This is a genomic window from Streptomyces yokosukanensis, from assembly GCF_001514035.1.
GTDB lineage: Bacteria > Actinomycetota > Actinomycetes > Streptomycetales > Streptomycetaceae > Streptomyces > Streptomyces yokosukanensis.
The window spans coordinates 106,477-125,968 of the sequence record NZ_KQ948215.1; the positions used below are offsets into that span (position 1 = coordinate 106,477).

At 68.7% G+C, this 19,492-nt stretch carries 32 protein-coding genes; 6 read left to right on the forward strand and 26 right to left on the reverse strand.

Annotated features, from left to right (window positions below; all coding sequences use genetic code 11):
• Together AQI95_RS24805 and AQI95_RS24810 are read right to left on the reverse strand one after the other, a co-directional pair.
• A partial coding sequence (locus tag AQI95_RS24805; RefSeq protein WP_079071448.1) for a replicative DNA helicase occupies positions 1-1,137 on the reverse strand: 1,137 nt, incomplete at its 3' end.
• A gap of 12 nt (positions 1,138-1,149) precedes the next feature.
• Positions 1,150-2,157 (reverse strand): RAD23 family protein, encoded by a 1,008-nt coding sequence (locus AQI95_RS24810; protein ID WP_067127868.1) that lies wholly within the window; start codon positions 2,155-2,157, stop codon positions 1,150-1,152.
• 169 nt (positions 2,158-2,326) lie between these two features.
• Between AQI95_RS24810 and AQI95_RS24815 the strand changes: the two genes are divergently transcribed.
• Positions 2,327-2,566, forward strand: a complete 240-nt coding sequence (locus AQI95_RS24815; protein ID WP_159056573.1) for a hypothetical protein — start codon at positions 2,327-2,329, stop codon at positions 2,564-2,566.
• A 54-nt stretch (positions 2,567-2,620) separates the two neighbouring features.
• On the opposite strand, the gene AQI95_RS45170 is transcribed toward AQI95_RS24815, so the two are convergent.
• The 22 genes from AQI95_RS45170 to AQI95_RS24910 form a co-directional block, all read right to left on the reverse strand.
• Complete coding sequence (locus AQI95_RS45170) at positions 2,621-3,178, reverse strand: HNH endonuclease signature motif containing protein (RefSeq protein ID WP_079071449.1); 558 nt, start codon at positions 3,176-3,178, stop codon at positions 2,621-2,623.
• Positions 3,178-3,510, reverse strand: coding sequence for a hypothetical protein (locus tag AQI95_RS24820; protein ID WP_067127874.1), 333 nt, complete (start codon positions 3,508-3,510; stop codon positions 3,178-3,180). The genes AQI95_RS45170 and AQI95_RS24820 overlap by 1 nt, the downstream gene beginning before the upstream one ends.
• A complete protein-coding gene (locus tag AQI95_RS24825; protein WP_067127877.1) occupies positions 3,507-3,704 on the reverse strand; it encodes a helix-turn-helix domain-containing protein in 198 nt (65 codons plus the stop codon). The genes AQI95_RS24820 and AQI95_RS24825 overlap by 4 nt, the downstream gene beginning before the upstream one ends.
• Positions 3,701-3,946 (reverse strand): hypothetical protein, encoded by a 246-nt coding sequence (locus AQI95_RS48370; protein ID WP_079071450.1) that lies wholly within the window; start codon positions 3,944-3,946, stop codon positions 3,701-3,703. Before AQI95_RS48370 ends, AQI95_RS24825 begins: the two co-directional genes overlap by 4 nt.
• Positions 3,946-4,599, reverse strand: coding sequence for a WhiB family transcriptional regulator (locus AQI95_RS24830; protein ID WP_067127881.1), 654 nt, complete (start codon positions 4,597-4,599; stop codon positions 3,946-3,948). The genes AQI95_RS48370 and AQI95_RS24830 overlap by 1 nt, the downstream gene beginning before the upstream one ends.
• On the reverse strand, positions 4,596-5,039 hold the full coding sequence (locus AQI95_RS24835) for a hypothetical protein (protein WP_079071452.1): 444 nt from the start codon (positions 5,037-5,039) through the stop codon (positions 4,596-4,598). The genes AQI95_RS24830 and AQI95_RS24835 overlap by 4 nt, the downstream gene beginning before the upstream one ends.
• Positions 5,039-5,695, reverse strand: a complete 657-nt coding sequence (locus AQI95_RS24840) for a DNA cytosine methyltransferase (protein WP_067127887.1) — start codon at positions 5,693-5,695, stop codon at positions 5,039-5,041. Before AQI95_RS24840 ends, AQI95_RS24835 begins: the two co-directional genes overlap by 1 nt.
• Positions 5,692-6,276: a hypothetical protein gene (locus AQI95_RS24845; protein WP_244188841.1), complete on the reverse strand. Its 585-nt coding sequence runs from the start codon at positions 6,274-6,276 to the stop codon at positions 5,692-5,694. The genes AQI95_RS24840 and AQI95_RS24845 overlap by 4 nt, the downstream gene beginning before the upstream one ends.
• Entirely contained in the window at positions 6,273-6,560 is a 288-nt protein-coding gene (locus tag AQI95_RS24850) for a hypothetical protein (RefSeq protein WP_067127889.1), read from the reverse strand. The genes AQI95_RS24845 and AQI95_RS24850 overlap by 4 nt, the downstream gene beginning before the upstream one ends.
• Positions 6,560-6,742, reverse strand: a complete 183-nt coding sequence (locus AQI95_RS24855; protein ID WP_067127892.1) for a hypothetical protein — start codon at positions 6,740-6,742, stop codon at positions 6,560-6,562. Before AQI95_RS24855 ends, AQI95_RS24850 begins: the two co-directional genes overlap by 1 nt.
• A complete protein-coding gene (locus AQI95_RS24860) occupies positions 6,739-7,275 on the reverse strand; it encodes a hypothetical protein (RefSeq protein WP_159056574.1) in 537 nt (178 codons plus the stop codon). The genes AQI95_RS24855 and AQI95_RS24860 overlap by 4 nt, the downstream gene beginning before the upstream one ends.
• On the reverse strand, positions 7,272-7,988 hold the full coding sequence (locus AQI95_RS24865; RefSeq protein ID WP_244188842.1) for an exonuclease domain-containing protein: 717 nt from the start codon (positions 7,986-7,988) through the stop codon (positions 7,272-7,274). The genes AQI95_RS24860 and AQI95_RS24865 overlap by 4 nt, the downstream gene beginning before the upstream one ends.
• A complete protein-coding gene (locus AQI95_RS24870) occupies positions 7,985-8,524 on the reverse strand; it encodes a hypothetical protein (RefSeq protein WP_067127898.1) in 540 nt (179 codons plus the stop codon). The genes AQI95_RS24865 and AQI95_RS24870 overlap by 4 nt, the downstream gene beginning before the upstream one ends.
• A gap of 64 nt (positions 8,525-8,588) precedes the next feature.
• On the reverse strand, positions 8,589-9,398 hold the full coding sequence (locus AQI95_RS24875) for a Rad52/Rad22 family DNA repair protein (RefSeq protein ID WP_067127901.1): 810 nt from the start codon (positions 9,396-9,398) through the stop codon (positions 8,589-8,591).
• Positions 9,395-9,670 (reverse strand): hypothetical protein, encoded by a 276-nt coding sequence (locus tag AQI95_RS24880; RefSeq protein ID WP_159056575.1) that lies wholly within the window; start codon positions 9,668-9,670, stop codon positions 9,395-9,397. The genes AQI95_RS24875 and AQI95_RS24880 overlap by 4 nt, the downstream gene beginning before the upstream one ends.
• The gene (locus AQI95_RS24885; RefSeq protein ID WP_159056576.1) at positions 9,667-9,855 is read right to left on the reverse strand and encodes a hypothetical protein; all 189 of its coding nucleotides are present in this window, start codon (positions 9,853-9,855) and stop codon (positions 9,667-9,669) included. Before AQI95_RS24885 ends, AQI95_RS24880 begins: the two co-directional genes overlap by 4 nt.
• A complete protein-coding gene (locus tag AQI95_RS24890) occupies positions 9,855-10,151 on the reverse strand; it encodes a hypothetical protein (protein ID WP_067127909.1) in 297 nt (98 codons plus the stop codon). The genes AQI95_RS24885 and AQI95_RS24890 overlap by 1 nt, the downstream gene beginning before the upstream one ends.
• A complete protein-coding gene (locus tag AQI95_RS24895; protein ID WP_067127912.1) occupies positions 10,148-10,519 on the reverse strand; it encodes a hypothetical protein in 372 nt (123 codons plus the stop codon). The genes AQI95_RS24890 and AQI95_RS24895 overlap by 4 nt, the downstream gene beginning before the upstream one ends.
• A 196-nt stretch (positions 10,520-10,715) precedes the next feature.
• Positions 10,716-11,186 (reverse strand): hypothetical protein, encoded by a 471-nt coding sequence (locus AQI95_RS24900; protein ID WP_067127915.1) that lies wholly within the window; start codon positions 11,184-11,186, stop codon positions 10,716-10,718.
• The gene (locus AQI95_RS24905; RefSeq protein WP_067127918.1) at positions 11,183-11,590 is read right to left on the reverse strand and encodes a hypothetical protein; all 408 of its coding nucleotides are present in this window, start codon (positions 11,588-11,590) and stop codon (positions 11,183-11,185) included. Before AQI95_RS24905 ends, AQI95_RS24900 begins: the two co-directional genes overlap by 4 nt.
• A gap of 82 nt (positions 11,591-11,672) precedes the next feature.
• The gene (locus AQI95_RS48050) at positions 11,673-11,849 is read right to left on the reverse strand and encodes a hypothetical protein (RefSeq protein WP_167361961.1); all 177 of its coding nucleotides are present in this window, start codon (positions 11,847-11,849) and stop codon (positions 11,673-11,675) included.
• Complete coding sequence (locus AQI95_RS24910) at positions 11,846-12,136, reverse strand: helix-turn-helix domain-containing protein (RefSeq protein WP_244188843.1); 291 nt, start codon at positions 12,134-12,136, stop codon at positions 11,846-11,848. Before AQI95_RS24910 ends, AQI95_RS48050 begins: the two co-directional genes overlap by 4 nt.
• A gap of 192 nt (positions 12,137-12,328) precedes the next feature.
• Here AQI95_RS24910 and AQI95_RS47435 point away from each other — a divergent pair, with 192 nt between their 5' ends.
• The gene (locus AQI95_RS47435; protein ID WP_159056577.1) at positions 12,329-12,772 is read left to right on the forward strand and encodes a hypothetical protein; all 444 of its coding nucleotides are present in this window, start codon (positions 12,329-12,331) and stop codon (positions 12,770-12,772) included.
• 145 nt (positions 12,773-12,917) lie between these two features.
• Positions 12,918-13,337, forward strand: coding sequence for a hypothetical protein (locus AQI95_RS45180; protein WP_159056578.1), 420 nt, complete (start codon positions 12,918-12,920; stop codon positions 13,335-13,337).
• Here the strand turns inward: AQI95_RS45180 and AQI95_RS24915 are convergent.
• Positions 13,261-14,886, reverse strand: a complete 1,626-nt coding sequence (locus AQI95_RS24915) for a recombinase family protein (RefSeq protein WP_067127924.1) — start codon at positions 14,884-14,886, stop codon at positions 13,261-13,263. The two genes, AQI95_RS45180 and AQI95_RS24915, sit on opposite strands and share 77 nt — an antisense overlap.
• On the opposite strand from AQI95_RS24915, the gene AQI95_RS24920 reads away from it, so the two are divergent.
• Positions 14,885-15,682, forward strand: a complete 798-nt coding sequence (locus tag AQI95_RS24920) for a Cof-type HAD-IIB family hydrolase (protein ID WP_067127928.1) — start codon at positions 14,885-14,887, stop codon at positions 15,680-15,682. The genes AQI95_RS24915 and AQI95_RS24920 overlap by 2 nt on opposite strands.
• 39 nt (positions 15,683-15,721) lie before the next feature.
• On the opposite strand, the gene AQI95_RS24925 is transcribed toward AQI95_RS24920, so the two are convergent.
• Entirely contained in the window at positions 15,722-16,531 is an 810-nt protein-coding gene (locus AQI95_RS24925; protein WP_067127931.1) for an alpha/beta hydrolase, read from the reverse strand.
• Between the two features lie 137 nt (positions 16,532-16,668).
• Here AQI95_RS24925 and AQI95_RS24930 point away from each other — a divergent pair, with 137 nt between their 5' ends.
• Together AQI95_RS24930 and AQI95_RS24935 are read left to right on the forward strand one after the other, a co-directional pair.
• Positions 16,669-17,856 carry a thiolase family protein gene (locus tag AQI95_RS24930; protein ID WP_067127934.1) on the forward strand — a complete coding sequence of 396 codons (1,188 nt, stop codon included), beginning with the start codon at positions 16,669-16,671 and terminating at the stop codon, positions 17,854-17,856.
• Between the two features lie 76 nt (positions 17,857-17,932).
• Entirely contained in the window at positions 17,933-19,444 is a 1,512-nt protein-coding gene (locus AQI95_RS24935; RefSeq protein WP_067127937.1) for a long-chain-fatty-acid--CoA ligase, read from the forward strand.
• The last annotated feature ends 48 nt before the right edge of the window (positions 19,445-19,492 follow it).

Below are 19,492 nucleotides of genomic sequence, written 5' to 3' on the forward strand. Positions count from 1 at the left end.
ATCGGTGCGGTGCTCGCTGACGCGGTTGAGCTGGGCCGCCGCGATGACGACGATCTTGAATTCCTGGGCGAGGGCTTTCAGGCCGACGGCGATGGAGTCGACTTCGATGACCCGGTTCTGCGCCTTGGTCTCTGCCTTCGCGATCTGGAGGTAGTCGACGATCAGTGCGGCCGGCAGCTCGTTCTTGGCCTGCATCTGACGCAGGCGGCGGCGCCATTTGGAGACGGGCATGGCCGGGGTGTCGTCGATGCGGAGTGGGGCGCGGCGGATTCGTTCCCGTGCACCTCGCACTTCTGCGTACTGTCCCCCGGTCAGCGTTCGGGCTCGCAGATGGTGCAAGGGGACGCGTGCTTCTGCGGCAACGAGGCGCTGGCCCATTTGGACGTGGGACATCTCCATTGAGGCGATGAGGACGCCGCGGCGGTGCTTGATGGCGACGTGCCGGCCGATGCCGAGGAGGACGAGGCTCTTGCCCATGGCGGGGCGTCCGGCGATGACGACGAGGTCTCCGGGTTCCATGGGGGCGACGGATTGAAGGTCTGCCCATGGGAGGGGGAGGACGTCGTCGCGGGGGTTGTCGTATTCGTCGAGGACTGCGTCGACAACGCGGTCGAGGAGCCATTCGCGGGATTCGTTGCCGCCCTTGGCTGCGGCGGTGAGTTCTTGGAGGTTGGCGGCGGCGGCGTCGACGATCTGTGCGGCGGTGTCGTGGGTGGTGCGGGCCTGGTAGCCCATCTGAACGAGTTCCGTGCCGGTTCGGATGACGGCTCGGAGGAGGGCGTGATCGCGGATGATCTCGGCGTAGTGGGCGGCGTGTGCTGCGGTGGGGACGGAGTTGACGAGGTCGTGGATGTAGGCGGGGCCGCCGACGCGTTCGAGGTCGCCTTGTTGTTGGAGGCGGTTGGTGAGGGTGATGGGGTCAAGGGGCTGCCCACCGGCATAGAGGGCGAGCATGGTGTTGAAGATCGTTTCGTGGTGGGGGTCGTAGAAGGGCTGCTTGATGCCGTCGATGACTTCGACGACGTCGAGGACGGCAGTTCGGGCCAGGGCCATGCTGCCGAGGGCGGCGCGTTCGGCGTCGCGGTCGGCGGGCGGGGTGCGGTCGAGGGTGGCCGGGGTGTCGTCGTAGGTGGTCACGGTGTTCCTCGGTCAGGCCGCGTTGGCGGCGTGGCTGGTGGGGTGGCAGTCGGGGCAGGGCTTCCTGCTGCCGGGGGCGGTGCGGAACTTGGCGTTGAACTCGGCGGCGGGGTTGCCGTCTCCGCACTGGCCGCACCAGCGGGGCAGCGAGGAGCCGCGTTTGGCGGCGGCTGCCTGTGGCGCCTTTGGCAGGTCGTTGATGCGGAGGCGGAGCACGGATGAGTGCCGCTTGATGCCGTCCGGGTTTTCGGTGAGCTTCGTGAGGAGCTGCTCGTCGAGGTGCCAGCCCTGCTCGGTGATGGCTTCGAGGAGTTGGGGGGCCATGGCGGTGGCGGTGACGCGGCCGACGGCCCATGGCTGGGGGAGGTTGCGGAGGAACTCGGCGACAGCGGTGAGGGCTTCGTCTTCGCGCTGTCCGCCGGCCTGTCCGTGGGGGGTGTTGCTGTGGGGGGCTGCGGAGGGAGGGAGGTAGGTGGTTGTGGTTAGGGGGATAGGGTCACCCGCCTGGGTGACCTTTGACTCCCTAGCGGGTGACCTTTCCGGCCTATTGGTCTCCCTGCTGGGGGACCTTTCGGCCTCAAAGGTCTCCCTAGCGGGGGGCCTTTCGCCGTCGTACCAGGCATTGGGGTCCCTGTCGGGGGACCTTTCTCCTTCGTCGTCCCAGTGAGGCGCCGGCCGTCCGGGGAACTCCGACGCGAGGGGGACGCGGAACGTGCGCTGATGCCCTCGGTGGGCGTAGACGAACTGCCCGCGCTTGTTCGTGAGGGGCTTGCCGTCTGAGCCGGTGACAGGCACGCGAAGTTCGATGCCGTGGGCGGCAAGCTTGCCGAGGACCTTGCCGAGTTGGGACTCGTTCTCGAAGCCGGTCTTGTGGAGCAGCTTGGCCATGAACTTGTTGCCGTAGCCGATCCGGCTGTCGTCCCAGACGAGGTCAGCGATGGCCAGGGCGACGACGCGTTCGCCGGATGAGATCTCCTGCGGGAGCCGGTCTTCGAACCAGCGGCGCAGTCGGTAGCCCATGGTTTCTCTCTTCGTGGTCGTACTGGTCAGGGCATGTGTGTAGCGGTGAGCGCTACGGATCTCTGACGCACATCCATGATGCCACATCGATGTGGCCACATGCGAGTACCGGAAACGATCGAATGGGGCAGACTTCCGTGTGGCCACCCCGATGTGCGAACATGTCGACATGCCCGCCACCGAAGAGACCGTCGCCGCCCTGCGGAAGGCAGTGCGCGCCAAGAAGACCGCCGAGGACCGCGCCGATGCCGCTCGTGCCGCGCTGTCCGTCGTCATGGCCGACGCCATACGGGAGGGCATGAAGCAAGGCGAGGTGGTCGAGCTGACTGGGTACACCCGGGAGCACGTCCGCCGGCTTGTCGCCAAGGTTGAGGACGAGCGCGCCGCCCGCGATATCGCCGAGTCCTGACACCGTTCCCTCCCCTCTAGGCCCCGCCGTGTGCGGGGCCTGTGTCGTGTGCGGCTAGGCGATGCGTCCGGCTTGTGCGGCGCGGTGAGCGCGGTTCCAGTCGCGTTTGCATGCGCGGCACGATCGGTGGAATCCGGAGCCGTCCGGCTTGGGCCGCAGGTACGTATTCGCTTCGTCGAAGGCGTGGCCGCGGACACAATGGGTTCGCTCCGCCCACGCCCCTTCGCCGCTCGTTTCCCCGGCCCGGACGCGGCGTTCGAGGTCGCACACCAGGCAGTACCTTGACCCGTTGGCTCGCATCGAGAATGGGTGGCCCTTTCGGCAGGTTTCCCTGCGGGCGCTGTGGGCGGAAGGGCTTGTGCCTCGCAAGGCGTTGACCCGCTGGGTTACGGCTTCGAGGTGCTCAGGGTTGGCGCATTGCGTGTTCCGGCAGAGGTGGTCGATGACGAGGCCCTTCGGGATCGGGCCGTAGGCGTCTTCGTATGCAGCGCGGTGTGCGTACTTTCCGTTCGCGCGCAGTTTGAGATAGCCGTTTCCATTCGGTCGTGCGACTTGTGGATCTGGTATGACGCACGGAGTGGCCGGCGGCTCAGGAATGGGAAGTCCAGACATTAGGAAGCCCTTTCGTTCTGGGCGGCACGCGTGCCCCTCCAAACCGCCACGGCTGATCGCTCACAGGTGGGCCGGCTGCTGCGGTCGAAGGTGACGTGTTCGATGAGGCGGTCGCGGACGAGGGAGAGGACGAGGTTTCCCCAGTCGGCGCGCGGGTTCGGTGGTTCGGGGAGGTCGTTGTCCTTCGCGACCTCGTAGCTCGTGAAGAGCCGTCCGGTGCGGGCCGCGGAGACGAACGCGGGTCGAACTTGATCGACCCACTCCGCGTAGCTGAGCCCGGTGGTTGGGGTGGGGAGGGTGCCGTCGAGGGTGGGTTGCACGGGGGAGCTCATCGCAGGCTCCCGAGGCGCGGGTTGCCGGGCTTCCGCATACGGACGCCGGCCTCAAGGATCAGCGTCCGGGTGCAGCCGTAGGAGCGGCTGATCTGCTGTGCGGTGGATTCGATGGTGCAGCCGGCGATGTACAGCTCGGCGGCACGCTGGCGGAGCCGTATGCGGGCTTCGCCGGTGGTGGGTCGACCGGTCACCGGTCCTCCTTCTTGACGACGGTCAGGTGTCGCTTGTCGCGGGCTGTCGGAGTACGAGTGGGCAGCGGTGTCGCCCACTCGCGGGGCCGGCCAGGCCCTGGTGGGACTTCGGGGAGGCCGCGGAGTGCGTTCGGGGTGTGGGCTGGGCAGCGGTGGCCGGTGAGGTAGTGGCGGACCTGGTCGGCGCTTCGGCAGTACTTCGCCTCGGCGCCGATCCAGTGGCCGCAGTGGGGGCCGGGCATCAGCCGGCCTCGGGAAGGGCCTCGTCGGCCGCGTGCTGCTCCTGTGCAGCGGCTTGTACCGCGGCCTCCTCGGCCGCGCGCCTCCGCTGGATCCGTTCCTGGTTGTCCAGGAGGTGACGTGGGTTCACGCATTCGACGACCGGGCATTCCGGTGCGCGGCGGATGATTCCGGTGGCTTTGTGTCCGCGGTCGATCTGGAACGCGAGTTGCTTCGGTGTGACGGGGATGCCGTGGAAGCTGAAGGATCCGACGGGGCCGTGCCAGCCGATGTGGCCGCCGGGGAGGGGGTGGGTGTGCTGGTCCCAGAGGTCGCGGAGTGTTCGTTCGGGGTGGAGTTCCGCGCGCAGGGCGTTGTCCACGGCAGTCTTGACGGTGTCTAGGTTCTGCAGCTGGTGGATCTTGTACTTCTTGCGGATCGTGGTCCGCTGGCCTTCGCTCAGGCCACCCCATACGCCGTTCTCTTCACCACGGTGCAGGGCACCTTGGGCGCACTGGTACATGACCGGACAGCCGAAGCAGGTGCCCTTGGCTTCTTGCACCCGGGTCGGGGTTGTGTGGAAGAAGCGGTCTGTGTTGTCGCTGCGGCATGCTGCCTTGTCGCGCCAGTCGGGCTTGCGCGGCGCCGCGGGGATGGCCTCGTTGTAGTGCGTCACTGTGCTGCTCCAAAGATCGCGTCGTACTGGGTGCGGATGGCCTCGCGCATCGGCTGGTCCTCGACGTGTTCGGGTTTCACGCAGGGCGGCCATCCGCAGCCGGCCATCACGTGGCCTTCGGGCTCCCGGTTGTGGGCGAGGAGGAAGGCGACCCGGCGGGCGGAGTACTCGGCGCCCTGGTTCTTGATCACGGGGTGGACGCCCTCACGCCAGTACCCGATCCAGGCGAGATGGCCCTCGGCGGTCGGCGTGGTGCGTGCCGTCCAGGCGTGCGCGAGAGGAGTGGGAGTCCACTCGAAACGGGGCAGTTGGAGTTCGCTGCGGATCCGGGCGACCCGCATCGGGCTCGTGCGCAGAGTCCGGCCGATGTACTTGTCGGAGTGGCCCTCTTGGAGAAGGGCGATGACTTCCGCGCGTGGGGCGTTCGGACGAGGCGGCATCAGCGAGCCACCCCCGCAGCGAGGAACTGCCGGGCGATCCATTCCGTGTACGCGGGCGGTATCGCCTCGCGGATGCCGTCACGGTTCATCCACGACACCTGCCACTCGTCGCGGACGATGCCGACGCCGGCGAAGTTGCCGATCGCCTGGATGACCTCGCCATCGCGCGGGGTGCGGCCCATCTTCACCTGAGGCGCTTCGTGCCGTGGGTGGTGCGGCTGCGGCAGCGTCCACCCGCCAGCCTCGAAGTACCGGTGCCGATAGGTGCGGGCCAAGCCGAACATCAGCCCGCACAGCTCAACCGGGTTCTTCAGCTTCGGCAGGGCGCCGCCGACGTTCTCGATCACGTACGGGACACCGAGTTCTTCGAGCGCGTCACGGGTCGGTTCGATCAGGTCAGGGTGCTCGTTGCCCTGGATCCGCTGGCAGTCCGAGTCGAACTGGCACGGCGGGCTGCCATGGATGAACGCGACCTCGCGGCGGATCCAGTCGGCGTGGACGGTGAGGAAGCTGATGGCGTCGGACTGCCAGAACTCGTCACCGATGTAGCGGGGCTGGTCGTCTAGGTCGACACCGACCACACGAAACCCGGCGTTCTGGTATCCGCGGGTGGCGCCCCCCTGACAGCAGTACAGGTCGACAACGGTGCGCTTCACCGACCCACCACCTGTTCACGGTCGGGCCACTGGCAGCGGGCCAGTGCGGAAGCGTTCCGCTCCGGCACCGCGGCAAGGGGCTGGCCCAACCAGTCCATGGCGGCTGCGTACGCGGCGTAGGCGTCGGCCTCGTCATAGCGCCCGCCGCCCTCGGTGTGGATGCCGTACAGGTCGGCGACCGCGGACCGGACTTCCCCCTTGGACGCCTTGCCGTATCCGGCGACGTACAGCTTCAGGTTCGACGGCGGGATCACCGCGTATGGGATCTGGTGGCGGTGGCAGTAGCGGCGGACCAGGACGCGGAGACCAGCGAGGTCTTCGTGGGAGCGGGGTCCGGAGTGTCCGAAGGAGGGGCCTTCCATGACGACCATGTCCGCGTTGCGGATGAACGAGGAGATGGCGTCTTCGAGGTCGGCGAGGCGGGCGTCGCCAGTGGCTTTGGTGCGGATCCGGTCGGTCCAGCCGTGTCCTGCTACGCCAGTGGAGGTGAGGGAGAGATCGAGGCCGATGAGCAGGGGCCGGGGCCCGGCCGCCGTGGTGGCGGCCGGTGCCTCGACGTCGAACATGGGAACGTTGATCACGCCTGCTCGCCTTTCTGTCCGTCTCGGACCGCGGCATCGAGCCGCTGGAAGCCTTCCGAGAGTTCGGTGTCGAGGAGGGCGCAGTCGTCGAGGTACGCGTAGAGAGAGCCCCGCGCGGCTGCGTCAGCAACCTTCTGCCGGGCTTCCCGCCGCCGGCGGCGGATGGCGTCGGAGATGCAGCAGCTGAGCCCGACGACCATGAGGACGACGAGGACGACTGCGAAGAGCAGGAGAATCGCGGCGACACCACCGATCAACCGCTGCTCCAGGACGGCGTCAGCCATCACGCGTCACCCCCGACAACGTGGCCCTCAGCGCACAGGAGGGCGGTTCCGTGGACGGTGGCCGCGGTCTCCACCTTGCACTCGGGACAGTTCACGAACCGCTGCTCGGTGATCTGGCCGGGGACCCGCGGGCTGCGGTGCCGGCCGTGGCCGCGGAACAGGTGGCGGGCGGTGAGCTTCACAGCGCGACCCCCTTCGTGTCGTGGCGGGTCTGCTGCCAGTACCGGCCGTCCTCGACCTGGCTGGTGTTGAGACCGAGCGAGTCATCAAGACGGCGCTGGAGCCGGTCGGCGCGCGTGGCGTGCGCCTGGCATTCCGTCATCCACTCGGTGGCGGCAGCGTTCAGGCGGGCGGCTTCGGCGATGAGCTGGTCCCAGTTGAGGTGCCGCTTCTGCGGGCCGAGGGCGTCAGCGAGCGCCTTTCGGTGGACGTCGTGTTCTTCGAGGACATCTGGCACGGTGCGGCGGACGCCGTACTGCGCGATGCGTTCCCGCGCCTTGGTCAGGTCATCGGTTAGGTGTTCGTTGACGATGCAGACGTCCGCGTACTTCTCGTCCAGGGAGGCGTTCTGTTCCAGCACCTGCTGCCGGTTGAACCGCGCGGTCGCCTCGCCCTTCTCGGCCTTCACGCGCAGTTCGCGCTGCCGGTCGGTCTCCGCTTTCGCCGCGGCGAGATCCGTTTCGTAGCGGCGGCGGGAAACGATGGGCCACCTCATGCCGCACCGCCCGAGGGCAGCGGCCACGATCCGTCCACCACAGCGTCCGGCCTGCCCGACTTCCGCAGGTGCTCCTCGTACCCCGCGGCCCACTGTGCCCGCCACTGCACCTGCCAGTTATGCAGCAGCCACGCCGGGACCTGCACATCCGGGTACCGGTTGCCGATTACGCGGGCCACGTCGAGGGCAGCCTGCGCATCGGCATCCGCCGTGTGTGCGTCGGTCAGCATCACCCCGTAGTGCACGGCCAACGCCTCCAGGTTCCGGCGTCCCTTGCGGTACTTGTCCGCCGCACGGTCGATGACCAGCGGATCCACAATCGGGCCGAGAGTGCCGATGCGGTCGGCGACGGTCGGGATGCCGTGGCGGGTGCACTCGGCGTCCAGCATGCCGAGGTCGAACGGGGCATTCATCACGACCAGCGCGGCCCGGCTGGCGCACAGTTCACCCGCCACGGCGTCGGTGATTTCCTCAACGACCTGCTTCGCGGGGCGGCCGTGCTCCCTGGCGTGCTCGGTCGTGATGTGGTGCACGGCGGTCGCGGCGGCGGGGATCTCGACGCCGCCTACGTCGGACAGCCAGCGCAGGACGCTGCCGTCAGGGCGGATCAGGGCGGCGCTGACGATCCGGTCGGTCTCCGGGACGGTGCCCGTCGTCTCGCAGTCGTAGGAAGCGAGCAGCCCGCGGTTCCAGGGGATCGGGGTGGCGTTCACTCGGCACCCCCAGCAGTGATCTGTGCGGGCCTAGTGATTCCCGGCAGAGCCAGCGCCCCCGACTGCCACGCCGTGGTGATGTCCGCCCGGCCTGTCGGCTTGAACCGCAGCGAGTGGTTCCGAGAGCGAGTTGCCTTCACCTGCACACCTGGCACGTCATGCAGCTCGCCCGTGTCCTTGTCGACCACCCGCGGGACCCCAGCGGCGGTCATCTCAGCGAGCAGCTTTGTCGTGAACGCCTCGCGAACCTCAGCGACGAACCGGCGCTCGATCTCGCTGGGGAAGACCTCCATCACCCAGGCCTTGAAGGCGTCCGAGTCGGTCACCTTCGCCTCGGGATTGGGGTCGGTCAGGGAAAGGGTGGCGACGGTGGTTCCGTCAGCGAGGGTGGCGGCGATCTGCCGGGTGCCTGCCTCCTTCTCTGCGGCGTCCAGGCCAGACTGAAGCTCCAAGCGGACGGCGGTGAGGCGTTCTTTCACCATGTCGGCGAGGGCCTTGAGTGTGGCCTCTTCGAGTGCCAGGTCTCGTAGGCTCATGTGGTCTCCTTGGCTTGGGCGCCGCCCGCATTACGGGTGCGGGCGGCGTCGTTCGAGCAGGTGGTCAGGCGGCGGCGGTGCCGCGCATGAGCGCGGTGGCCTCGCGGAACTCGGCTGTGGTCCCGGCCTCGATGTCGTGGCCGAACGTGGACTGGAACTGAGCGGCAAGTCCGTCGGCGAAGCCGATGGCCGCCGCGATCTCCCGCATTTCCTTGAGCGCGAGTTCACGCTCATCGCCATCCGGCGCCTGCTGCCCGGCGGCGGGGGTATTCGGCCGAGTACCGCCGTCCGGCTCGCTGCGTTCGGCCGGCTCCGGCACAGCGGTCGGCGTCTGCGGCGTCGGCTCGGGCTGCACGGGGGCGTCCTCCGACTCCTTCACCGGCTCGCCCATGTACGCCAGCGACCGCATGACCACTGCGGCCTGCGAGCCGTCGTTGTACAGCGACAGTCCGAACTGGTCGCCGAGGTTGACCGCACACCGCTTCAACGCTTGCGACAGGGCGGTCTTCATGGCCAGGTCGTGTGCGTCACCGACCGATGGTTGGTTGACGGCGTCACCGGCGGCGGCGTCCTCGAAGGTGGCGATGATCTGGCCGTCGGTGGTCTTCACGGTGAGTCGGACCTGTGCCCGGTAAACGATCGTCCACGCGGTGTACGTGTCGGCGCTGTTCTTCTTCTTGCGCTGCTCGCCACGCTCGTGGACGAGTTCCAGCGACAGGGTCTCCACGGCGAAGCCCTCGAACCCGAAGATTCGGATCAACTGGCGGCGGACGTCCCATGCTTCGAGGTGAGACATGCCGCGCAGATTGCGGACGCGGTTGCCGTTGATGGGTTGGAGCAGGAAGCCAACCTGCTGGTCGGTGAGACGCGTCATCGTGCGTTGTCCTTCCTGGGGTTGTAGCGGGCGTGGACGCGGGTACCGCCCTCGACAGCCTCCGTGCGGACCTCATAGGAGCCGGTGGGCTGGTACGGGGTGCCGTCAGTGCGGTTGCCGATCGGGTATCCGGTGCGGATCCGGCGGGCGAGGTTCTCGGCGCTGACGCTGTTGCGGTAGTCGCCGACGACCAGCCACACGCCAGGGCGTTGGCGAAGGGCCTGCGCAGTCAGCTGGTGATCGGCGCGGGGGCGCTTCGAGAGGCGGCTCACCTGGCACCTCCGGGCGTCCAGCCGGGGTAGTCCTCGGGGCAGGAGCAGGTCTCGGGGTGGGTGCAGGCCATGCGGGAGAACACGCCGTCGTAGGGGTCCAGCTGGTGGCGGGCCTCGGCAGCAACACCGCGGGCAAGGCGCTGGCGGGTGACGAGGTCGGCGACCTCAGACTGAAGCGCGGTCATCACTCGTCACCCCCGTCGTGCTGCTCATCGACCAGCGGCCGATGCGGGATCTCGATCCCCTCGCCCAACGCAGGCTGGTTGTACGAGAAGAGGACGGCTTGCCACTTCCGGCGGAACCGGATCGCTTGGGCAGCGCCGTACAGGGCAGTCACCGCGTCGGCCGCGAGCAGGCTGACGAGGAGAGACGGCGTGTGCCCGGTACTCGTGAGCCACAGAGCGTTCGCCACCAGCCCGGCCGCGAACCCGGCGGCCACGCTCTGGACGGCGGCCTTCAGGAACTGGAGTCGGGTATTCACGCCGCACCCCGCTGCCCCGGCAGGAGCGCGTCCGGGTTGAAGCGGCTCAACCGCCGCGCAACCTCGGTCAGCTCCGCCAGCAGCCGGCGCGAGTCCGGGATCGACACCTCGACCTGCGCGGAGTCCATGCCGACGACTTCCTCGACGTGGTCGAGGGCTGCGTCCAGTTCGCCCTCACGGGCGATGCCCTGCACGACGGCGGCGAGTTCGTCGAGTGCCTCGATCGCCTCGTCGCGGACGTCGGGGTCGGCCCACTTGGCGACGAGCTGGATGAGAGTGTCGTTGCGGACCTGGTCGACGCGGAGCACAGAGTGCAGGTGGTTCGCTCCGAGATCGAAGGAGAGACTCGGCTTCTTCGAGTGGTTCATCGTTGTGCTCCTCGGCGGTGGCGGCCAGTGGCCGCGGAAGAGGAAGGAGGGAGGGGAAGGTGCCCTGTGCGAGCCCAGTGCGGGACGTGCGGCGCAGGCGGCCGACGGCGAGGCATCCGCGGCGCCGGCACGTACTCAGCCGCCAGCTGCAGCAGCCACAGCGCGAGGAACGCGAACGCCGCGCCCACCAGCCACATCACGGCGCGCTGCCTGACGCGAAAGCCCGCTGCACGATCACGGCCCGCTGCTCCCAGTACGCCCGATCGGCGCTCGACAGACGCTCCCAGGAAGCGGCGTTGGCGTGCGGCACGAACTCCCGGTACAGCCAAGCGGCAAGGCCTTCCCGAGCGGGAACGTCCTGCGCCTCACGCAACGCGAGCGTCACGTCCGCCAGCACCGCATTCGTGGTGTGCCGCTCGGCCTCCAGCAGGGCGATCCGAGCCCGCAGTCGGCCGATCTCCTCACCAGCGCGCCGCAGTTCCTTCACCGCGGTCTCAGCCGCCAACACGGCAGCCTCCGCGACCTCGGTCACCAACTCCGGCGACTGCAACAACTGCGCCGACTCCAACGCCACAGCCGCCTGCGTCGCCAAGTCGTACGCCGGACCGTGCAGCCACTGCTGCTCGATGACCTGCGTCGCCTTCAAGACCAGCGGCGAGATGCTCATGCCGCCACCTCGCGCGGGGTGAACTTGGCGAACTCCTTCGCCATCGCGGCCTCGTACTGCTCGACCTGCCAACGCTTCCACGCCCGCTGGTCCGGCCCGTACATCTCCAGGAACTCCGTGTCGACCTCGACGAGGCGGTGTTCCTCCACGTCCGCCTTAGCGGTCAGCGGGCCGAACGCGGCCTCGACCTGCGTCAGAGTCCACGGGTATGACGGGCCCTCACCGGCGTCCTCCGGGGTCGACGGGTTCGGGCAGGCGAGGATCAGTTCGCCATCGCTGGTGTGGCCAGCCGGGACCCAGGTCTCGCCTTTGCTGTCGACCCACTTGGTCTGAGGCAGTGGTGCCTCGTGCAAGGGGTATACGGGGGTGATCCCGGTGATGCCGGTCTGGAATGATGGAGCCACGGTGGCCTCTCTTTCTGGTTGGAGTGGCGCCGAGTCGTGGGGTCGCCGGGCCTGGCAGTCGGGCGGCCCTTCGGCGTTTGGTTCAGGCGGCGGCTGCCGCCGGCGTGATCTCCACAGGCGTCGCGCCGTGCGGCTGGGTGAAGATCCTGTGGAGGGCTTCGACGGCCTCGGGCGTGGGTTCCGGGGCGGCGTCGACGATTTCCTCGATATGCGCGATGACGTCGGGTCCGAGGAGCGCGTGGCGCTGTTCGCGGGTCATGCGGCGGCCTCGATGGGCACGCGCTTGATGACATCGCGGAGGTCGATTCCGTAGGCCTCGGAGAGGCGCATAGCCGAGTTCAGGTCAGGCTGGGTCTCGCCGTTGAGGATCCGGTACACGGAGGATTCGGCGATTCCGGTGCGGCGGTAGATCTTGGCTCCGGTGTCGTCGCCATGGCGGCTGGTCTCTTTGAGGAGCTTGGGGACGTCCAGGCGGAACACGTATTCACCCCCCTCGGGGCTTCCTTGGCAGGGTTTGTCGCTGGCGGAAGGGGATTCCTTGCTCACAAGGGAGACTCTCCCATACTTCACCCTCCCTCGCAAGGGAGGGTGTCGGTGAAGGAAGGGTGAATTTCCGCACGAACGCACATTCGAATGCGGGTGTTACCTGCGTTAATGCAGGTCAGTGGCCTGAATGGAGCCCTTGCGGGCGAGGGAATTTGTGGCTACTCCCTAGATAGGGAGGTAGAGTTCCGGGACATGACCGACGTCACCCCCACGCGCGCGCAACGATTCGCCGCCATCGTTGTCACCGCCGCCGAACGAGCCGGCTACACCGGCCACGGCGCCAAGGCACGCTTTGCGCGAGACACCGGCATGACCGACAGCAGCGTCACCCGACTTTGGCAAGGAACCGCCCTACCAGACGCCCGGTTCTACGCCGCGATCAGCGACTCCATCGGTGTCGACCTCGGAACTCTCCTAGTCGAGGGGGGAGTTCTGTCCCCTGAATCTCTCCAGTCACTGTCCGAAAGCGATCGAACGCGGGTAGGCTCTAGCCTCACTCCAGAGGAAGCGGCCGATCGACTAGGGATTCAGGACGAAGTGGGACGCGAGGTCTTCTTTACAACCATCACGCGCCTCAAGCGTCTAGAAGACACCTCCGATCACGCTGACCACGGAGGAACAGCAGCACAACAGTGATGCGGGGGTGCGCATGGAACTCACCAGCGGCACGCGAACTACGGCGGGCCTAGCAGGACTCGGAACTCTCGCAGGCCTCGCACTCACCCTGCACGGCATGGTGAGGGACAACCTCCCCCGAGCCGTCGGGGGAACCTGCACCACCATGACCGCACTCACGCTGCTCGCGCTCACACTCATCCGATACTGGATAGTCAACACCCGCGAAGAGCGTCGAATCCTCGCCGCCGCACAACGCGAAGCCCAGGCCGAACGGACCCGCTACATCGCAGCCCAGGCCGCACTAGAGTGCGAGCAAGGCCGCCTCAACCGCGACATGACAATGGCACGTCAGAGCATGGCTGGCGACCTCCTCGCCGAACGAGAAGCGATGCGTGATCATTTCGAGGAGAAGCGAGCCGAGCTGATCTCCGAAACGATGGAAGCAACGTTCCGCATGTTCCGCGACGGGAAGTTCGCCCCAGACACCTCACCCGTCACCGGGCAGCTCATCCGTTTCCCGCGCCAGGAACAGGCTGCAGTCCAACACGGACGGTCCCGGGAACACGGGATCGTGGGACCCTGAACCCCTCCGAGCCCACGAACGACAACTGCACCCGCGCCGGGTCGAGATGTTTCGCCCTGCCAGGCCGGCGAGCCTTGAACACGCGAACCGTGACGATCTCCCGGATCGCCTCACGCCTCTGCTCCAGAGACAACCCTGGCGACGTCTCCGTGCCGGACCAAAGTTCTTCAGGATCTGCGGCACCTACAAGTTGCTGCACGAGGAGAGGAACGCCGGTCATGGACTGCAGCCTGCCCTGCAGTTCCTCGATCTTCGGCAAGAGTTCCAGTTCCTTGGCCGACAGCGACGTCAGCGACAGCAGCGGCCGACCCTGCTCATTGCGCCGGCGATTAAGCTCCCGAGCCTCCTCCAGCTCCTCCTCGTACAGGTTGAGCATCTCCTGCGCCTGCCGCATCTCGTCAGCGACCTTGGACTGGTTCGGAATGAGCGCGGCCCTCGCCTGGTCCTTGCGTCGCAGCCAGGTGAGCACAGTTTCCTCGACATACGCGTCGAGCAGCGGTTCGGACACCGACACATCGCGCTTCTCGGCGCATCGGTAAATGTTCTTCGTGGCATGACCGCCACCGCTTTGATCGCCCCTCATGTACACGCCACCACCGCACTCTCCGCACAAGGCGATGCACGAGAGCATGTGTCTGACCCGCCCTTCACCCGGTCGGGCGCGTGCGGGGTCGGTGAGCTTCCTGGTGATGCGGCGGAACATGGCCCGGCCCTCGGTTGTGTCGAGCCCGGAAATGGCGTCCCACTGGGCCTTCGAAGCCTTGCCGTTGTGGACGCGTTCCCCGATGTAGACGCGGTTGAGGAGCATGTATCGAACGCGGTAGTCGTCCCACCTGCTGCCGTCTGGGCGCGCCGCATCGGGGTCAGTCTTCAGCCACTTCAAGAGGGACTTCAGCGAGCCCCCACTGTCGACATGCTCAAAGGCCTTGAGCACGACGGGGCCGCGGACGGGATGCTCGTACTGGCCGATGAGGTCGCCAGTGTCCGGGTCGTACTTCCGCATGTAGCCGAAAGGGATCTTCCCCCAGACGCCACCTGCCTCCGCGTTGAGCCGCGCGGTGCGGACGTTGCGGTCGCGGATGCCCTCGACCTCATCCTCAGCGGCGATGGCGTCCATCGCGGTGGCCTTGCGGTCCTCGCGCTTGGATAGGTCGTAGACCGTGCCGTTGTAGCAGAGGAGGACGTTTGCGTTGTAGCAGGCGTTACGGAGTCGGACGTATGCCTCTAGGTCGCGGTAGTACCTGCTGGCTTCGTAGGCGACGCAGATACGGATGACACCCGGCGGCGCTGTGACGCTTTCGATGGCGTCGAGGAGGGCTTCGAAGTCGTCCCGGTCCTTCCGGGCATGGCGTGAAGCGGAGATGCCGGTGTCCTTGAACTCTTCTTCGATGCGCCAGCCATGCGTGCTGCAGGTGCTGCGGCCTTCCGTGAGTTGGTCCTCGACGGAGCGCCCCTTCTTCTTGGGGTCTCGGCTGTTGCGTCCGTAGAGCAGGGCGTGGAACTGCACGTTCGGGAAGACCAGGTGGAGGTATTCAGGCGCGAGCGGCATGGGGCGACACTACTCGTTTGGACGGGTTGTCGCAGCAGTATCGGACGCCAAGCGCATACCCGCCGGACTGTGGCCGATGCTCGCCGAACTGCGCCGGCGCGGGGTGCTGTTCAGCCCGGCGAGCGGCCGCCAGTACGCCACGCTGGCCCGGCAGTTCGCGGACGTCGCCGAGGGCATGGTGTTCATCGCGGAGAACGGCACCTACGTGGTCCGCGACGGCGTGGAACTCAGCTCCGACGTCCTCGAACCGTCCGTGCCCGCCGCGATAGCCCGCACGGTACGGCGGCTGGTCACGGACGGCGTGGACGTCGGCGCCGTGGTCTGCGGCAAGAGGTCGGCGTACGTCGAGCGGACCGACGAGGCGTTCCTGGCCGAGGTGCGCAAGTACTACGTCGAGCACCGGATCGTCGAGGACGTCACCGCCGTCGACGACGACGTGATCAAGGTCGCGCTGTTCGACTTCGGGTCCGCCGAGCACTCCACCGCCCCGGCCCTCGCCCGGTTCGCCGGGACCCACCAGGTCGTCGTCTCCGGCGAGCACTGGGTGGACGTCATGAACCGCACCGCCGACAAGGGCACCGCCCTGCGCGGTCTGCAGCGGGCGCTCGGCATCACCCCGGCGCAGACCATGGTCTTCGGCGACTACCTCAACGACCTGGAGATGCTCGACGCCGCCGAGTGGTCCTTCGCCATGGCGGGCGCCCATCCCGAGGTCGTCCGCCGCGCCCGCCACCTCGCCCCGTCCAACAACGAGAACGGCGTGCTGCGCACCATCTCCCGCGTCCTCGGCCTGTGACGCGCCGCTCGGCCCCGCAGGAGGCACGGCCGGCCCCGGTCAGCGGGGGAGCACCCGGTCCAGGAAGCGGGTCAGCGCCGCGAAGGCCTCCTTCTTGTCCGTCTCGTGGAACACCTCGTGCCGCGCCCCGGTGAAGATCCGCTCGGTCGGACGGCCGCCGGCGAGCCGCTCCACGCCGATCCGGCTGCCGGGCAGCGGCACCAGCCGGTCGTCGTCCCCGTGCAGCCACAGCAGCGGCAGCGCGCCCACGTCACCGGCCTCGGCGACGGTCCGCAGGGTCCGCGCGAACGCCTCCACCGTCGGCCGCTTCATCGGCCCGTGCCACACCAGCGGGTCGGCCGCGTAGGCGGCGCCGACGGCCGGGTCCCGGGAGAGCGCGGCCGGGCCGACCGGGGTGTCCGGGATCTGCGGCAGGGCCAGCAGCCGACCCGGCAGCTCCCAGGCGCCGATCACCGGCCCGGACAGGACCAGCGCGCTCAGTTCGTCGCCGTACCGCTGGGCGAAGCGCGCCGAGACCAGTCCGCCCATGGAGTGACCGACGAGGACGAGCGGCAGACCGGGATGGGCGGCCCGGGCCAGTTCCGCCACGCCGTGCACGTCGGTGACCACGTCCTCGAAGTCCTCGATCAGCACCCGCTCCCCGGCCGACCTGCCGTGGCCGACGTGGTCCGGTGCGTAGACGGCCGCGCCGTGCCCGGTCAGGACGGTGGCGAGTTCGTCGTAGCGGCCCGCGTGCTCCCCGTATCCGTGCAGCACCAGGGTCAGGTACCTCGGTGCCGGGTGCGGCCACTCGCGTACGGCCACCGGGCCGCGGGTGCCGTCGAGGGTGTGCTCGCGGACGTGGGGCATGTCTCCTCCGGCTGACTCGGTGAAGCTCCTGGAGGATCTTCCCAGCAGGCCGGTGCGAGGTCTATAGTCGAAAACTAGCAGTGCTAATTAACGCTGTGATCAGTCCGTGGATCAGCCGTAGGTCAGGAGTCGAAGCCGTGCGTCCCGTCCATTTCGCGGCCGCCCGCCGCACCCCCATCGGCAAGCTGCGCGGAGCCCTGTCCTGCGTACGCCCCGACGACCTCGCCGCAACCGTCGTCCGCCACCTGGTGGCCGAGGTGCCCGGACTCGATCCGGCCCGGATCGACGACGTCTACTGGGGCGCGGCCAACCAGGCCGGCGAGGACAACCGCAATGTCGCCCGCATGGCCGCCCTGCTCGCCGGACTGCCCGAGTCCGTGCCCGGCGCCACCGTCAACCGGCTGTGCGCCTCCGGCCTCGAAGCGGTCACCACGGCGGCCCGCACCATCGCCGCCGGCGAGGCCGACATCGTGATCGCGGGCGGCTCCGAGTCCATGAGCCGGGCCCCCTTCGTGCTGCCCCGCCCCGACGAGGCCCTCCCGCAGCGCATCGAGACGTACGACACCCGCCTCGGCTGGCGCCTGGTCAACCCGGCGATGAAGGAGCTGCACGGCCTGCTGTCCATGGGCGAGACCGCCGAGGAGGTCGCCGAGCGGTACGGCATCTCCCGGGAACGCCAGGACGAGTTCGCCCTGCGCAGCCACCGGCTCGCCGCCGCCGCACGCAAGAACGGCCACTTCGACGACGAACTCCTGCCCGTGGAGCGCCCGGACGGCATCGTCGTCGAGCAGGACGAGTGCATCCGCGAGGACACCTCGCCGGAGCGGCTCGCCCGCCTCAAGCCGGTCTTCCGCCCGGGCGGCACGGTCACGGCGGGCAACGCCTCGCCGATGAACGACGGTGCGGCCGGACTGCTGCTGGTCAGCGAGGAGGCCCTGAACGAACTGGGCCTGGAGTCCCTCGGCCGGTACGTGGCCGGCGCCTCCGCGGGCGTCCACCCCGATGTGATGGGCATCGGCCCGGTCCCCGCCACCCGCAAGGTGCTGGCGCGGGCCGGCTGGGACATCGCCGACCTGCGGGAGGCCGAGTTCAACGAGGCGTTCGCCGCGCAGGCACTCGCCTGCGTCGACCGACTCGGCATCGATCCGGACCTGGTGAACCCGACCGGCGGCGCCATCGCCCTCGGCCACCCCCTCGGCTGCTCCGGCGCGCGCATCCTGACGACGCTGCTGCACCGGATGCGGCGCACGGGCGCGGAGCGGGGGCTGGCGACGATGTGCGTCGGGGTGGGGCAGGGCAGCGCGGTGCTGGTGGAGAGGCACTGAGACGCCCTCGACAGGGGCTCCCGGCAAGGGAGTTCCGTCTGTACGAGCCGCAGCAAGGAAACGGAGCAGCACCCCCATGGCAACCCTGTCCGTCGCAGCGATCCTCGCCGAGAACGCCCGGCGCCGTCCCGAGAAGACCGCCCTCGTGGAAGGCGAACTGCGGCTCACCTTCGGCGAGGTGTGGCGGCGCTCCCTCGCCCGGGCGGGTGCGCTCACCGATCTCGGCGTGCGCCCGGGGGACCGGGTCGCCCTCATGGCCCCCAACACCGCCGAGTTCCCGGTCGCCTACTACGCGATCGCCGCGGCCGGCGCGGTCGTCGTCCCCGTGCACCTGCTGCTGTCCTGCGGCGAGGTCGCGCACGTGCTCGGGGACAGCGGGGCGACCCTGCTGCTCGTCCATCCGGCCCAGGCGGAGACCGGCCGGGCCGCCGCCGACGCCCTGGGCGTCCGGGTCGTCGTCCTGGGCGAGGAGTTCGACCGGCTCGCGGCCGACGCCGAGCCGCTGCCGTCGTACGTCACCCGTGCGGTGGACGACCCCGCGGTGATCTTCTACACGAGCGGCACCACCGGCGTCCCGAAGGGCGCGGTCCTCACCCACTTCAACATCGTGATGAACGCGACGGTCAACGCCTTCGACGCCAACGACATCCGCGCCGACGACATCGCCCTCGGCGCGCTGCCGCTCTTCCACGCCTTCGGCCAGACGGTGTCGCTCAACTCGACCTGGCGGGCGGGCGCCACACTCGTGCTGCTGCCCCGCTTCGACGCGGCCCGCGCCATCGAGCTGATGGTGCGCGAGGGGGTCAACACCTTCCACGGCGTGCCGACCATGTTCGTCGCCCTCGCGGCGGCGGCACCGGACGCCGCCGCGCTGCCCGATCTGCGCGTGTGCGTCTCGGGCGGGGCCTCGCTTCCCGTGGCCGTGCTGGAGCGGTTCGAGGACGCGTTCGGGGCGCGCATCCACGAGGGCTACGGTCTGTCGGAGACCTCGCCCGCGGCCGCCGTCAACCAGCCGCTGTTCGGCACCCGGCCCGGCACCATCGGCCATCCGCTGTGGGGCGTCGACGTGGAGATCGCCCGCGCCGAGGTGGAGGGCCGGATCGAGCTGCTGCCGCCCGGCGAGCTGGGCGAGGTCGTCATCCGCGGCCACAACGTCTTCGCCGGCTACCTCGGCCGGCCCGAGGCCAGCGCCGAGGCCGTCGTCGACGGCTGGTTCCGCACCGGCGACCTCGGCACCAAGGACGACGAGGGCTTCCTCACCATCGTCGACCGCAAGAAGGACATCATCATCCGCGGCGGCTACAACGTGTACCCGAGGGAGGTCGAGGAAGTCCTGATGCGCCACCCCGGCATCGCCCAGGTCGCGGTCATCGGCCTGCCCGACGAGCTGCACGGCGAGGAGGTCTGCGCCGTCGTCGTACCGGCACCGGGCACCGCCCCCGAGGCCGCCGCGATCACCGACTGGTCCCGGGAGCACCTCGGCCGGCACAAGTACCCGCGGCGCGTGGAGTTCACCGACGCGCTGCCGCTCGGACCCAGCATGAAGGTGCTCAAGCGGGAACTCCGGGCGGCATACGCGAAGAAGTGAACCGAACGGTCATGGCGGGCGGCAGGGCCCATCTGGCGAGACGGTCCT

Excerpts from the sequence above, each read along its gene's own strand:
- AQI95_RS48050 (WP_167361961.1), bottom strand. The coding sequence starts at position 11,849 with ATGACCCGCGAACAGCGCCACGCGCTCCTCGGACCCGACGTCATCGCG.
- AQI95_RS24895 (WP_067127912.1), bottom strand. The coding sequence starts at position 10,519 with ATGAACCACTCGAAGAAGCCGAGTCTCTCCTTCGATCTCGGAGCGAAC.
- AQI95_RS24835 (WP_079071452.1), bottom strand. The coding sequence starts at position 5,039 with ATGCCGCCTCGTCCGAACGCCCCACGCGCGGAAGTCATCGCCCTTCTC.
- AQI95_RS24885 (WP_159056576.1), bottom strand. The coding sequence starts at position 9,855 with ATGACCGCGCTTCAGTCTGAGGTCGCCGACCTCGTCACCCGCCAGCGC.
- AQI95_RS48370 (WP_079071450.1), bottom strand. The coding sequence starts at position 3,946 with ATGCCCGGCCCCCACTGCGGCCACTGGATCGGCGCCGAGGCGAAGTAC.
- AQI95_RS47435 (WP_159056577.1), top strand. The coding sequence starts at position 12,329 with ATGACCGACGTCACCCCCACGCGCGCGCAACGATTCGCCGCCATCGTT.
- AQI95_RS24850 (WP_067127889.1), bottom strand. The coding sequence starts at position 6,560 with ATGGCTGACGCCGTCCTGGAGCAGCGGTTGATCGGTGGTGTCGCCGCG.
- AQI95_RS45170 (WP_079071449.1), bottom strand. The coding sequence starts at position 3,178 with ATGTCTGGACTTCCCATTCCTGAGCCGCCGGCCACTCCGTGCGTCATA.
- AQI95_RS24900 (WP_067127915.1), bottom strand. The coding sequence starts at position 11,186 with ATGAGCATCTCGCCGCTGGTCTTGAAGGCGACGCAGGTCATCGAGCAG.
- AQI95_RS24870 (WP_067127898.1), bottom strand. The coding sequence starts at position 8,524 with ATGAGCCTACGAGACCTGGCACTCGAAGAGGCCACACTCAAGGCCCTC.
- AQI95_RS24860 (WP_159056574.1), bottom strand. The coding sequence starts at position 7,275 with ATGAGGTGGCCCATCGTTTCCCGCCGCCGCTACGAAACGGATCTCGCC.
- AQI95_RS24925 (WP_067127931.1), bottom strand. The coding sequence starts at position 16,531 with ATGCCCCACGTCCGCGAGCACACCCTCGACGGCACCCGCGGCCCGGTG.
- AQI95_RS24915 (WP_067127924.1), bottom strand. The coding sequence starts at position 14,886 with ATGCCGCTCGCGCCTGAATACCTCCACCTGGTCTTCCCGAACGTGCAG.
- AQI95_RS24820 (WP_067127874.1), bottom strand. The coding sequence starts at position 3,510 with ATGAGCTCCCCCGTGCAACCCACCCTCGACGGCACCCTCCCCACCCCA.
- AQI95_RS24815 (WP_159056573.1), top strand. The coding sequence starts at position 2,327 with ATGCCCGCCACCGAAGAGACCGTCGCCGCCCTGCGGAAGGCAGTGCGC.
- AQI95_RS24875 (WP_067127901.1), bottom strand. The coding sequence starts at position 9,398 with ATGACGCGTCTCACCGACCAGCAGGTTGGCTTCCTGCTCCAACCCATC.
- AQI95_RS24935 (WP_067127937.1), top strand. The coding sequence starts at position 17,933 with ATGGCAACCCTGTCCGTCGCAGCGATCCTCGCCGAGAACGCCCGGCGC.
- AQI95_RS24810 (WP_067127868.1), bottom strand. The coding sequence starts at position 2,157 with ATGGGCTACCGACTGCGCCGCTGGTTCGAAGACCGGCTCCCGCAGGAG.
- AQI95_RS24920 (WP_067127928.1), top strand. The coding sequence starts at position 14,885 with ATGGGGCGACACTACTCGTTTGGACGGGTTGTCGCAGCAGTATCGGAC.
- AQI95_RS45180 (WP_159056578.1), top strand. The coding sequence starts at position 12,918 with ATGACCGCACTCACGCTGCTCGCGCTCACACTCATCCGATACTGGATA.